Origin of the sequence: Sinomicrobium sp. (assembly GCA_029266035.1) — a bacterium.
Taxonomy (GTDB): domain Bacteria; phylum Bacteroidota; class Bacteroidia; order Flavobacteriales; family Flavobacteriaceae; genus Sinomicrobium.
In genome coordinates, this window is sequence record JAJUFH010000001.1 from 353,300 (window position 1) to 366,854 (window position 13,555).

13 protein-coding genes are annotated in these 13,555 nt (G+C 43.3%); 6 read left to right on the forward strand and 7 right to left on the reverse strand.

Annotation, left to right across the window (positions count from 1 at the left end; all coding sequences use genetic code 11):
• Positions 1 to 5 precede the first annotated feature (5 nt).
• The 7 genes from ACYZZR_RS01435 to porV form a co-directional block, all read right to left on the reverse strand.
• Positions 6 to 605 carry a SprT-like domain-containing protein gene (locus tag ACYZZR_RS01435; RefSeq protein ID WP_461532205.1) on the reverse strand — a complete coding sequence of 200 codons (600 nt, stop codon included), beginning with the start codon at positions 603 to 605 and terminating at the stop codon, positions 6 to 8.
• Positions 606 to 663: 58 nt separating this feature from the next.
• Positions 664 to 1,347: an SDR family NAD(P)-dependent oxidoreductase gene (locus ACYZZR_RS01440; RefSeq protein ID WP_461532206.1), complete on the reverse strand. Its 684-nt coding sequence runs from the start codon at positions 1,345 to 1,347 to the stop codon at positions 664 to 666.
• A 32-nt stretch (positions 1,348 to 1,379) separates the two neighbouring features.
• Entirely contained in the window at positions 1,380 to 2,336 is a 957-nt protein-coding gene (locus tag ACYZZR_RS01445) for a M28 family metallopeptidase (RefSeq protein WP_461532207.1), read from the reverse strand.
• Between the two features lie 125 nt (positions 2,337 to 2,461).
• Positions 2,462 to 4,126, reverse strand: a complete 1,665-nt coding sequence (locus ACYZZR_RS01450) for a pyruvate dehydrogenase complex dihydrolipoamide acetyltransferase (RefSeq protein WP_461532208.1) — start codon at positions 4,124 to 4,126, stop codon at positions 2,462 to 2,464.
• A 5-nt stretch (positions 4,127 to 4,131) separates the two neighbouring features.
• Positions 4,132 to 5,130, reverse strand: a complete 999-nt coding sequence (gene pdhA, locus ACYZZR_RS01455) for a pyruvate dehydrogenase (acetyl-transferring) E1 component subunit alpha (RefSeq protein WP_461532209.1) — start codon at positions 5,128 to 5,130, stop codon at positions 4,132 to 4,134.
• 301 nt (positions 5,131 to 5,431) lie between these two features.
• Positions 5,432 to 5,914: a cytidine deaminase gene (gene cdd / locus ACYZZR_RS01460; protein ID WP_461532210.1), complete on the reverse strand. Its 483-nt coding sequence runs from the start codon at positions 5,912 to 5,914 to the stop codon at positions 5,432 to 5,434.
• 109 nt (positions 5,915 to 6,023) lie between these two features.
• Positions 6,024 to 7,184, reverse strand: coding sequence for a type IX secretion system outer membrane channel protein PorV (porV, locus tag ACYZZR_RS01465; RefSeq protein WP_461532211.1), 1,161 nt, complete (start codon positions 7,182 to 7,184; stop codon positions 6,024 to 6,026).
• Positions 7,185 to 7,465: 281 nt separating this feature from the next.
• Between porV and gldJ the strand changes: the two genes are divergently transcribed.
• From gldJ to ACYZZR_RS01495, 6 genes are all read left to right on the forward strand, one after another.
• On the forward strand, positions 7,466 to 9,133 hold the full coding sequence (gene gldJ, locus ACYZZR_RS01470; protein ID WP_461532212.1) for a gliding motility lipoprotein GldJ: 1,668 nt from the start codon (positions 7,466 to 7,468) through the stop codon (positions 9,131 to 9,133).
• A 73-nt stretch (positions 9,134 to 9,206) separates the two neighbouring features.
• Positions 9,207 to 10,481 (forward strand): UDP-N-acetylmuramoyl-tripeptide--D-alanyl-D-alanine ligase, encoded by a 1,275-nt coding sequence (locus ACYZZR_RS01475; RefSeq protein ID WP_461532213.1) that lies wholly within the window; start codon positions 9,207 to 9,209, stop codon positions 10,479 to 10,481.
• A 120-nt stretch (positions 10,482 to 10,601) separates the two neighbouring features.
• A complete protein-coding gene (locus ACYZZR_RS01480) occupies positions 10,602 to 11,162 on the forward strand; it encodes a TetR/AcrR family transcriptional regulator (RefSeq protein WP_461532214.1) in 561 nt (186 codons plus the stop codon).
• Between the two features lie 94 nt (positions 11,163 to 11,256).
• A complete protein-coding gene (locus ACYZZR_RS01485; RefSeq protein WP_461532215.1) occupies positions 11,257 to 12,012 on the forward strand; it encodes an SDR family oxidoreductase in 756 nt (251 codons plus the stop codon).
• A gap of 137 nt (positions 12,013 to 12,149) precedes the next feature.
• Positions 12,150 to 12,470, forward strand: coding sequence for a hypothetical protein (locus ACYZZR_RS01490; protein WP_461532216.1), 321 nt, complete (start codon positions 12,150 to 12,152; stop codon positions 12,468 to 12,470).
• 202 nt (positions 12,471 to 12,672) lie between these two features.
• Positions 12,673 to 13,299, forward strand: a complete 627-nt coding sequence (locus tag ACYZZR_RS01495) for a carbonic anhydrase (protein ID WP_461532217.1) — start codon at positions 12,673 to 12,675, stop codon at positions 13,297 to 13,299.
• Positions 13,300 to 13,555 lie beyond the last annotated feature (256 nt).

Sequence of the window (13,555 nt, forward strand, 5' to 3'; positions counted from 1 at the left end):
CAAACTCAGCCCGGGATCAGTTCTACTTCAGCATTCGGGTTAAAGAGGTACACTCTTCCCGAGGCCACTTCTACACATTCGTACCGCTTTATCTTTCGGTTTCCTTTTCTAAAAATTCGCCCATTGTATATGCGAAACAGGCTTCCGTGAGGAAGTTCAAATATAAAGTTTTTATCGTTATCAGGGTCGTACTGTTTTAGCGCCAACGAAAGGACGGCATCGGTATCGCTACTTGCTTTTGGGTTGCGAAAATGACGAGCCAGAAGCGGCAATAACTCATCCGGAAAAACCGCCGGGTTGATAAAAGGCAGCATCAACTTCTGAAACACCCGCTTCCATTCGTTCCCATGTGGTTTTATAGTACTGCCAAATTCTTTAAACGCCACCAAATGCGCTATTTCGTGAATGAGGGTGATAAGAAAACGATATTTGTTGAGACTGGCATTTACAGTGATCTGATGCCCTCCTCCGGATAGCCGTCTGTAATCGCCGTGTCTACTAACCCTTTCATTGACGATCTTTAAGTACACTCCGTGATACTTTATAAGCTCAAAACAAGGTGTTACGGCACGATCGGGAATATATTTACCGAGTATGTCTTTCAATGCTCACCGTTTTATGATATGAAATGCTTTCAATATCGCTATTTCAATACTTTGTTCGCTAGGGCGTAGTACTGGAAACCTGTAAGAGCTTGCCGTTGTAGTACGCATTGCCTTTTAATGCAAAATCAAATATATACGCTGCCATCTCTGTGGGCGACAGGGGTGCTTTGTATCCCGGAAAGGCCTCTTCCAGCATTTCAGTCTGTACTGCCCCCAAGGCCAGCACGTTGAAAGATGGTCCCGTTTCTTTGTACTCTTCAGCCAACAACTCGGTAAGAGTTATCACAGCTGCTTTGGCCGAGCTGTATGCTGCAAGTCCGGGAAATTTAACACTGCCCTGCACGCCTCCCATACTACTGATGTTTACTATGTGTCCTTCTGAAGCCATAAAGGGCAACACCTTTTGTATCATAGTGGCTACCCCAAAGACATTGACGCTGTACACCGCTTCAAACTCTTCGCGAGAGATAGTCGCAAAAGGCTTGTTTACCAGTTTTCCGGCATTGTTGATTAGAATATCTACCCGACCGTTCCACGATTCGGCGATATGCGATTCAAGCTTTCCAAAATCGACTGCTGACGAAAGGTCGAAGCTAAAGGCAGTAATATTCGAATGTTTTAAAGCCCTAATCGGCTCGCTATTCCTGGAGAGCGCAAGTACCTTATGCCCTGCTTCGGCAAAGTTTTTGGCAAGTTCAAGACCTATTCCTCTACTCGTTCCGGTAATAATGACGTTTTTCACCTGAGTAAATTTGATTAAAACTATTTATTGCCCTATTCTCCTGTGAGCACAATCTCTTGTGAGGAGGCATTAGCCATTTTTTCTAAAACCGGAATCACATCACTGATAAAAGCTGTCATATGGTCTACATCCATTAAAGCGAACTCATCTCCAACCTTGTGATAGTGTTCAAAATTAGTAAAATCGAAAGTACACAGGGTTTGTGAAGGCACATTGAATTCCAGAAAAAACGGATAATTGTCCGACCGCTTAAACAATTGAAATTCCTTTGCTCGCTCTAAGAAACCTACCAGTTCTTTTCCCGCGTACTCATTGATCTTTGCAGCCATATTGCTCTCCTTATAACCTGTGATATAAGCCGTGTAATCGGCTGTCATGGGCACTCCTATCATTTCGAGATTAACCATAGTATACAGCTTTAGCTTTTCTTTTCGCAATTCTCTAGCGAGGTGACGTGAGCCGAGTAGCCCCTTCTCTTCGGCGGAGAACAGCACAAACATCAGGCTTCTCTTATTAGTTTTGTGTTCTCCGAAATATTTGGCCAGTTCCAACACTCCGGTGGTGCCTGAAGCATTGTCGTTGGCTCCGTTGGCGATAAAATCGCCTCCTTCACCTTCGGCCAGCATCCCAACGTGATCGTAATGAGCGCCTATGATGATATATTCATCTTTTAATTCGGGATCGTTACCTTCGAGATAGCCCACTATATTGTAGGCTGGTTTCTCAAAATTGTCGAGCGTATCCCGATAACTGTCATAATAAGGCTTTATTCCGTGCTCAGAAAACACTCCTTCTATAAACTGCGCCGCCTTTTCAATTCCCGGACTTCCCGTATCTCGCCCTTGTAATTCGTCGGACGCCAAATACTCCAAAGTTGCCCTGACATCATCGGCTTTTACTTTATAGCCTTCAACGGTTTGTGTGGCCTGTGCGTTTAATCCGGCAATCACACTGCAGCATAAGGCAGCGGAATAAAAATATTTTTTCATATGCTAAATCATTTTGCCCCTTGTAGATAGTTACAAAGAATTCACTCGCTAAAATATACAAAAAAACCCGTTTCCGTATGTAAAACGGGAAACGGGATCCTTTAATTTATGTTAATTTCCGCTTGTTAAGCGAGCATGGTTACCGGATTTTCCAGATAGTGCTGTAGGGTTTGCAAGAATTGTGCCCCTGTAGCGCCATCAACAGTACGGTGATCGCAGGCAAGTGTTACTTTCATCGTATTCCCAACAACTACCTGCCCGTCTTTTACCACTGGCTTCTGAACGATAGCTCCCACCGAGAGAATGGCAGAATTGGGTTGATTGATTATAGAAGTAAACTCCTGTATACCAAACATCCCGAGATTGGACACTGTAAAGGTACTTCCCTCCATCTCTTGAGGGGTCAGTTTTTTATTTCTTGCCTTTCCGGCGAGTTCTTTTACTTGTGCTCCGATTTGTGATAAACTCATCTGATCGGTAAAGCGCAGCACAGGAACTACCAGTCCGTCTTCTACCGCTACTGCTACCCCCACATGTACATGGTGATTGTAAACTGTGACATCCCCTTTCCAAGAAGTGTTTACCTGCGGGTGTTTTTTCAGTGCCATAGCACATGCCTTTACAACCATATCGTTGAAAGAGACCTTGGTATCAGGCAAGGCATTAATCTGTCCTCTAGAAGCTATGGCATTGTCCATATCTACCTCTATAGTAAGATAGTAATGCGGTGCGGTAAACTTGGATTCTGCCAAGCGTTTGGCGATGGTTTTCCTCATCTGTGAGTTTTTCAACTCTTCGATGCTCTCTTCTCCAGCAGGCACAAAAGGCATAGCCTGGACAGTTGAGGCCTGTTCTTTAGATGCTTGAGCAGCAACTGGTGCTGCTACCTCTTTATACTCTTCAATATCTTTTTTGACTATCCTTCCGTTCTCTCCGCTTCCCTTTACTCGCGAAAGGTCAATTCCCTTCTCCTGGGCCATTTTCTTAGCTAGAGGCGATGCAAAAATCCTTCCATTGGATTGGGTTGCTTCAGCTGCTGATTCTCCTTGTAGAGACGCAGCATGCTGCGTCTCCACAACAGCATGCTGCGTCTCTACGGGGGCGGGGGTAGATTGATTTCCGCCGGTTCCTGCGGCGGCCAATACGGCGTTCACATCGGTTCCTTCAGGGCCTATAATTGCCAATACAGCATCTACAGGGGCAGATTCTCCTTCCTGTATTCCTATATGCAATAGGGTTCCGGAATAGAACGACTCAAATTCCATCGTAGCTTTATCCGTCTCGATCTCGGCCAGAATATCGCCTTCTTCCACCTTGTCACCCTGCTTCTTTATCCAGCTCGCCACAGTACCTTCTTCCATGGTATCGCTGAGACGAGGCATGGTTACAATCTCTACACCCTCGGGGATTTCTGCCTGTGGAGATGCAGAACCAGCCTGTGGGGATGCAGGAACAGCCTGTGGGGATGCAGGAACAGGTTGTGGGGACGCAGCATGCTGCGTCCCTACCGGGGATTGGGGGGATTGTTGTAACAATCCTGAAATATCTTCTCCTTCTTCTCCGATTATGGCCAAAAGGGTATCTACTGGGGCTCCATCTCCTTCTTCTATTCCTATATGCAAAAGCGTACCGGAATAGAACGACTCAAATTCCATCGTAGCTTTGTCGGTCTCTATCTCGGCCAGGATATCGCCTTCTTCTACTTTATCTCCTACTTTTTTCAACCATTTTGCCACGACACCTTCTTCCATGGTATCGCTCAATCTCGGCATATTAATTACTTCAGCCATAAGAATTATAATTTATGAGATAAAAACGGATAATCTTCTTGTGCATACACCACATCATACATCACATTTTTATCTGGATACGGTGATTCTTCAGCAAACTTCTCACATTCTGCTACCTTGTCTTTTACTCTCTTATCGATAGCTGCAATCTCTTTGTCGCTGGCATATTTCTTTTCTTTGATTACATCCAACACCTGAGTTATAGGATCTATCTTCTTGTATTCTTCTACTTCTTCTTTGGTTCTGTAGTGCTGTGCATCACTCATAGAATGCCCTCGATAACGGTAGGTTTTCATCTCCAAGAATGTAGGTCCGCCACCACTTCTCGCTCTTTGTATAGCCTCGTCCATGGCTTCGGCTACTTTTACAGGGTTCATGCCGTCTACCGCACCACAAGGCATTTCATAACCCAATCCGAGTTTGTATATATCGGTAGTATGTGCTGTACGGGCTACTGAGGTACCCATAGCATATCCGTTATTTTCGCAGACAAACACCACCGGTAACTGCCACAACATAGCCAGGTTGAAGGTTTCGTGTAACGATCCTTGCCTCACAGCTCCATCTCCCATATAGCACAGGGTTACTGCGTCTCTTTTAAAATATTTATCTGCAAATGCCAATCCGGCACCAAGAGGTATTTGTCCTCCCACTATACCGTGACCGCCGTAAAAACCTTTTTCCTTCGAGAAAATATGCATCGATCCTCCCAATCCCTGAGAAGTACCTGTACCTTTCCCGTAGAGCTCTGCCATCACCTTTCGCGGATCTACTCCCATACCGATGGGTTGTACGTGATTTCGATAAGCGGTAATCATTTTGTCTTTAGAAAGATCCATAGCGTGCAACGATCCGGCCAATACCGCTTCCTGCCCGTTGTACAGGTGAAGAAAACCTCTCACTTTCTGTTGAATATACACTGCAGCCAGTTTATCTTCAAACTTTCTCCAGAACAACATATCCTCGTACCACTTGAGGTACACCTCTTTAGTAATCTTTTTCATGTGTTTAATTTTTTAACGATCACAGCCTGTGTGCTTCATCGTATTCAGTATTACGCGATTGTAAAAAACGCCTTCAGACCATCAGCTACTAGGCAGTTTTCTCCGAATACTTCAACTTACTTCAAAAATCGATACAGCACCCAAAGTTATGCTATTTGTGGTATTTTTCAATTGCAAGCTACAAAAGTAATATTTTCGGCAAAAGGGAAAAAATGAAATGCGGAGTTTTATTTTCCTTTTTTGTTAAATCGATTTCCAAAAAAAAGCCAGCGATATTCCCCCTGCCCTACCCTTCCGAAAGTCACAGACTTTCCTTGTCGAACACAAGGGGCAGCAAATCGCCCACAGAAGGCGCCTTAACCACCTTTCCTGTCTCTCCCATAAAATAGAGTTGTAAAGGGCTTTTCTGCTTCACTTCGTATTCGGAAAGACTTTGCCTACAGGCTCCGCAAGGAGGCACAGGAGTGAGCACTGTACGCCGGTCTGAAGCTGCCGATATCGCCAAGAGTTCTATCTCAGCATCCGGAAACCGAGCACCGGCCTGAAATACAGCGACTCTCTCGGCACAAAGTCCGGAAGGGTATGATGCATTTTCCTGATTGCTACCGATGACCACTTCTCCATTGTTTAACAACAAAGCTGCCCCGACCTTAAATTTGGAGTAAGGAGCATATGCTTTTTTACGCGCCTCTACGGCTTTTTGCATGAGTTCTCTGGCTGCTTCCGGAAGTTCTTCTATTCCGTCGTACACTACAAGGTGCGAAGTGATCTCTATTTCTTTCATGAATCAATATTTCAAAACCATCTACAATCGAGCGAAGCTCATTATCACAACAATATACGGAAACTGTATTTATCAAGCCCCCTCTTCTCAGAGAAATTGCGAATTATCGCTAAAACTCGACAAAATCATCACCGAAATTGAATCGGAGTGAAAAGCGAAGTGTATTTTCGAGCGGATTCTCTATCCTTGAAGTAGAAAACAAATAGGAGATATCTATGGTAGCCCAATTATAAGTAAAGCCGACACCGAGCGAAAAAAACTTTCGTCCACCTTTGTCGTTACTTTCATTAAAGTAGCCCGTGCGCAAAGCAAAAGCATCCTGATACACATACTCACCACCCAGAGCCCAGCTAACTTCTTTCAATTCCTCTCCAAATCCACCCGGCGCATCGCCAAACGAACCGAACATACCGTTTACAAATCCCTTATTGTAATAGTCATCTTCCATATTAACCCATCCGTCACCATTAGAATCGGAGGGGGTTGGAACCAATAGTTTATTAAATTCTATCGCAGCGGTGATTCTGTTGTCGGGATCGAAAATAAAATCGAAGCTGCCACCTACTTTCAGATTTGTAGGCAAAAACTCCTCTTGAGTACGGTCGCTGCTATAGCTGATTTTAGGACCAATATTAGAGATATTAAAACCTCCGCGCCATCTTCCGTTAAACTTGTCGTACACCAGTTCGGGCGACTGGTAATATCCAGCTATATCGACTGCAAAAGAATTGGCTGCTCTGGCATCTGCACTTCCGGCTACTTCGGTAAGTCGGAGATCTGAACGAAGATAACGCCCCGCTACTGCCATAGAGAACTGTTCGCTCAACTTCAGGGAATACGAACCGTCTAAAGCGAGTTCGTTTGGTTTCACCTGGCGAGCAGGATCTAATGCGGTTTGCCTGAATTCAAACCCTCCCAATCCGTAATATCTCAAACTAAAAGCAAAAGCACTGCGATTACTGGTACGCTTGTAAAAATTGAGATTGAGTAAACCCATATCATCGACAAGCTGGGTGAGATAAGGAGTGTAACTCACTCCCACCCCATACTCCTGTTCTGAAAACACGTATTTGGCAGGGTTCCACTGTTGTGAATAGGTATCCGGAGCGGTAGCCACCCCTATATCGGCCATACCCGACGATCGTGCATCAGAGGCCACTAAAAGAAATGGCATAGCAGGAACAATCGGCCGATAATCACGTGATTGCGCATTTAAAGATGGTTGTTTAACAAAAAGAGCTAGAAGTATTAAAGCAGTTATTTTTTTCATGCTAAAATTTAGGTAGTTGAGCAACAAATATAATGAACTCGGGCAAACTACATCTCTACAGACTGCAAAATGATCTTTGAGCGGGAATATCAGGTGTTTTACACCAGACATCCGAAGCAGAAGTATTTCGGCATAAAGTATAATAATAAGAGGTGTAAAACGTTATTACAAATGTCTTATTGTGGTTGGTTTATAAAAAGTAGCCTACTTAAAAGTAAAATTATATCGTTAATTACTATATTGCACGCATATTTCTGGAGACAACACAAATCTTTTTTTCTATGAAGATTAATTTTAGATCATTGGTATTGTTACTGCTTCTTACAAGCGGATTTACGGGCTGTAAAAACTCAAAATCCGACTATAAGAACACTTCGAGAGCCACCGGATGGAGGATAAATAATGGCGAAGGGAGCTTTCAGTACAACACCAATTTTAAGGAACAAGAAACAGCACCCGGGCTAGTATTTATAGAAGGAGGTACTTTTACCATGGGCAAGGTGCAAGACGATGTGATGCACGATTGGAACAACACCCCTACCCAACAGCATGTGCAATCATTTTATATGGACGAAACTGAGGTTACCAACCTTATGTACTTAGAGTATCTGGATTGGCTCAAGAGAGTATTTCCTCCAGGCACACCTATGTATGAAAACGTATACGCAGGAGCCCTTCCCGACACCATGGTGTGGAGAAACAGACTGGGTTTTAACGAGGTGATGACAAACAATTACCTTCGTCATCCGGCCTATGCCAACTATCCGGTAGTAGGCGTCAACTGGATACAAGCAGTTCAGTTTAGCGAATGGCGTACTGACCGCGTAAACGAAATGTACTTAGAACAGGAAGGATACATTGCCGACGGCACCAAAAACAAGGTAGCTTCGGGCGAAATGAGTGGTGCTTTCAGCACAAAAACTTACCTGATGGATCCCAACAAAGTTTATGGCGGACAAATAGACAGTGTTCAGGGAGACAGAAAAAAAGAGGAAGACAGCACTGACGTCTTCGCCAATCTCACTAGCGGAGTTATACTTCCGGGTTACCGACTGCCTACCGAAGCAGAATGGGAATACGCTGCCATTGCCATAGTAGGAAAACGGGAATACAACAATATCAGAGGAAGAAAGAAATATCCATGGGACGGAGAGTACACCCGATCTACCAAAAAATCGGCTCGTGGCGACCAGCTCGCCAATTTCAAACAGGGACGAGGAGATTACGGTGGTATAGCAGGATGGTCTGACGACGGGGCTGATATCACTGCCCAGGTAAAATCGTACCCTCCCAACGATTTTGGTCTTTACGATATGGCGGGAAATGTAGCAGAATGGGTTGCCGATGTATACCGACCAGTAGTGGATGACGAGGCTAATGACTTCAATTATTACAGAGGTAATGTTTACACCAAAACAGCTATAAACGACGACGGTACGGTGAGTATATTAGACCCAAATCAGGTACTATACGACACCCTTCCTAATGGTAAAATCATAGCCAAAAAACTTCCCGGACAGGTTGTCGAAGTTCCCATAAGTGAAGAAGACACGTATTTACGTCCAAATTTTTCGCGTAGTGACAACCGCAATTACCGTGATGGAGACCTTAGCTCTTCGCGTTATTTCAACCAGTTTTACCAGGGCGATTCTATTGCCGATGCCAGCGACACCCACTCTATGTACAATTCGCCCCAGCACAGTATAGAGACAGACGGGGAAGGAAATATGATACTGGAATACGACAGGTCTAATCGCAGAACCACACTTATAGGCGATGATGTTCGAGTGTACAAAGGCGGTTCGTGGAGAGACCGAGCATATTGGCTAGATCCAGCTCAGAGAAGATACTTCCCTCAATACATGGCTACCGATTACATCGGGTTCCGATGCGCCATGTCGAGAGTAGGTTCAAAATCAAAATTCAAGCGCAAGAGACCGACACAATAGTCATTGCCAGAAAAATATTCAACCACAGCCCTGACACTGTAAAAAGGTCGGGGCTTTTTGTTATTTTTACAATATGAATATCGAGACACTCTACCAAATTTACCTGTCGTGCAACAAGGTGTGTACCGACACTCGAAAGCTCGAAAAAGGAGATCTCTTTTTCGCTCTAAAAGGCGATCGTTTTAACGGTAATACCTATGCGGCACAAGCCCTGAAAAAGGGAGCCGCCTATGCAGTCATAGACGAGGACGACTATTATATCGATGAAAAAACGATACTGACAGACAATGTCTTAACAAGTTTACAGCAACTGGCTCATTACCACAGAAAACAACTCGCTCTCCCCGTAATAGCCCTTACCGGTAGTAACGGAAAGACCACCACCAAAGAGCTCATATACACGGTGCTCTCTCAAAAATTTCGAACCGTAGCCACCAAAGGCAATCTCAACAATCACATAGGGGTACCCCTTACACTGCTGTCGATGAACAAGGACACTGAGATTGGGGTAGTAGAAATGGGGGCCAATCACCTAGGCGAAATCGACGCCTTATGTGCCATAGCAGAACCCGACTACGGATATATCACCAACTTTGGCAAGGCCCATCTGGAAGGTTTTGGAAGTGCTGAAGGCGTGATTAGAGGCAAAAGCGAATTGTATCAATACCTGATAAAACAAGAGAAACTCGTTTTCTACAATGCCGACGACGACATACAGCTAGAAAAATTAAAAAACTACTCACACACCTTTGGATACAGCGCTACTGAAAATACAGAAGTCACTATTACTTTCAACAAGGCCTCCCCTTTTGTCTCTCTTCAGTACAAAAACAAAGAGATCTCATCTGCTCTTATTGGGCGTTACAATTTCAACAACATTGCGGCAGCTATTACTATTGGCACCTATTTTGGCGTGTCTGACAATGACATAGAAAAAGCCATAGCCTCTTATATCCCTTCTGACAATCGCTCTCAGATTGTGGAAAAAAACGAAAAAAAAATAATTCTCGACGCCTACAATGCCAATCCCAGCAGTATGCAATTGGCTATAGAGAACTTCACTACTTTACCCTATCCCGATAAAACGATGATATTGGGTGATATGTTTGAACTGGGTGAAGAATCTGCGGTCGAACACCAGTACATAGCCGATCGGCTTGTCGGACTTTCGGGATATGAGGTCTTTTTGGTAGGAGAGCATTTTTCGAAAACAAAATCGGAACACCAAAAATTTCGAGATTTTGAGAGCCTGAAATCACATATCCTCCAAAGAGGAATACCTGGAAAAACTTTACTGATAAAAGGATCTCGAGGAATGGCTTTAGAGAGAGTATTAGACTTGCTTTAATCTCTTAAAACTCCAGAAACAGATAGGAGCAGTTTTGACTACCCTCCTACACTTAGCGCCCAAAACAAAAAAAGAAATACCTTTGTCTATCGCTCAAAACGATTAGCAAAAATTCCCTTGATGGAAAAACGAGAAAGAATACTTCGAAGCGCCCTCAACCTGATTATCGAGCAAGGACTCCAACACACCCCTATGTCGCAGATTGCAGAGCATGCAGAAGTGGGCATGGGGAGCATATACAAACGCTTCAGGAGTAAAGAAGATATCGTAAACGGTATTTATGTAATGATAAAGACAGAAGAAGCCGAAGTTGTGTTTGTGAACTACGGCTCTCATAAAGACGTAAAAGATACCTTTTGGGATTTCTACAGCCGTATGATCGATTTTTTCTTACAAAATCCGCTCAAGTTCAACTTTATAAGTCAGTATGCCTTCTCGCCTATTATTGAAAAAAAAACACAGCAGGAAGCCATGTCTCGCTTTTACCCCTTCGATGAAATGTATACCAAGGGGTTAAAACAAAAACTCTTCAAAAACCTGAAAGCATCTCATCTCACTTATTTTGTTTTCGGCTCGGTGTGTTACTGGCTGAAATGTGCATCCGAACTGCAAATACACATAGACTACAAACTCAAAGAGCAATTCCTGCAAATGGCCTGGGATTCCATTAAAAAAAGCTAAAAATTCCTTTAACATTTTTTTAATAAATACTGAACGAATATTCAGTCTGTATCTGATAATTTTAGTCCTAATTCTAATTTAAACACTATTTATTATGGCTAAAATTGCATTAAAAGACAAAGTAACTATCGTTGCCGGGGGTGCGAAAAACCTCGGTGGACTTATAAGCACATCATTTGCCAAGGAAGGATCGGACATACTTATTCATTACAACAGCGATGCAACTCGACAAGCTGCAGAAGAGACCAAGAAAGAGGTAGAAGCACTGGGGCGTAAGGCAGTACTTTTTCAAGCCGACCTCACCAAACCCGACAATGTCGTCAAACTCTTTCAGACAGCTAAAGCGGAATTCGGAAGAGTGGATATTGCCATCAATACCGTAGGCATGGTCCTCAGAAAGCCCATTGCCGACACTTCTGAAGAAGACTATGACACCATGTTTGGAATCAATTCCAAAGCAGCTTACTTTTTCATCAAAGAAGCAGGTAAAAACCTGGAAAAAGACGGAAAGATCATCACTATAGTCACCTCCTTACTCGCTGCGTTTACCGACGGGTATTCCACTTATGCCGGAGCCAAGGCTCCTGTAGAGCACTTTACCAGAGCAGCGGCCAAAGAATTTGGCACAAAAGGCATCTCTGTTACTGCCATAGGCCCTGGACCCATGGACACTCCTTTCTTTTACGGACAGGAAACCCCTGAACGAGTTGAATTTCACAAATCTCAAGCCATGAACGGTTTTCTGACGGTTATAGAAGACATTGTTCCCATCGTCAAGTTCTTGGCCACTGACGGTTGGTGGATTACCGGGCAAACCATCTTTGCCAATGGAGGGTATACTACGAGATAATCGTTTTTTAATAAACGAGGCCGAGTTTTCAATATGAATACGGCCTCGTTCTTGTTGTTTTTTGAATCCTTACCTTTATATAAAATTTTAGCATCGATACCATTGAAACATCGAATACAGACAAATAACTCATAATTATGGACACCAGTAAATTGATCAATGCCACTGTAAAAAACGCATTTGAGGCATTGCAAAAAGGAGATAGAGAGGCCTGGTCTTCTCTGTTCACGGCCGATGCCGAATTGTACGACGACGGCAATTTGAGAGACTTAAAGGCCTTTAACAGCCACGCCATAGGTCACGAGCGCTTTACCTCTATCGACAAGGTTGAAAACGACGGAAAAGACATCTACGGACAATTACATTCAGATCAATGGGGCGACTTTAAGACTTATTTTAAATTTCACATCGACGACACCGGAAAAATATACCGTCTCGACATCGGACAGGCCGAGTAATACAGTAAAAGTTAAGCTTTAAACGATTAAAAATTGCTTTTTTAGCACTTTATCCCAAGTACAAGCAACCGAGGCTGCGAGACAGCTCCCTTCCCCTTTATCACAAAAAACTTGGTGTTTATCGGGTATTTTCCCCTACTTTTGTTATTATAACCAGTTGATAGCACTTGCTATTTGGCAGCTAACATAACACTTCTCACTTATGGAATTATCCAAAGTCTTTGAAAACAACAGAAACTGGATTGCAAAAAAACTGGAAACCGATCCGGATTATTTTGAAAATCTCTCCAAAGGACAAAACCCCGAAATCTTATATATAGGATGTTCAGACAGCAGAGTAAGTGCCGAAGAGTTGATGGGTGCCCAGCCGGGTGAGGTATTTGTTCACCGCAATATCGCCAATATGGTGATCAGCATAGACCTCAATGTCATGTCTGTGGTCAACTATGCCGTAAACCACCTCAAGGTAAAGCAGGTAGTGGTATGTGGTCATTATTTCTGCGGTGGAGTAAAGGCGGCTTTACAAGCTAAAGACCTCGGTATTCTCAATCCTTGGCTTCGCAATATCAGAGATGTATACCGCATACACAAAAAGGAATTGAGCGACATATCAGATGAAACCGAGCGATATAACCGACTTGTCGAACTCAATGTACAAGAACAGTGCATCAACCTTATCAAGACAGCTGCAGTACAAAAGGCTTATAAAGAACGTGGACTAAAAGTTCACGGCTGGGTATTTGACATTCACAGCGGTGAGCTCATCGATTTAAAAATTGATATAGACAATCTTCTCAAAGACATTATGGAGATATACAATTTGGAATAGCCGAACTTCTGCATATCGAATAAAAAAAGAGTCGGATGTATGGTACAGCCCGACTCTTTTCACTTACACTAACACAAAAAATAGAGGAATAACTTCTCCTATAAATTTTAGGTACAGACGCGACAATTAACTTTCGAATACCTCTACATCTGTACTTCACAAAAGATTACTACATTGAAAATATCGCCTAAATTAACACAAATACAAGAATAATATAAGTGCTAATAGCATTTAAATCAAACTAATTCTCTTTTAT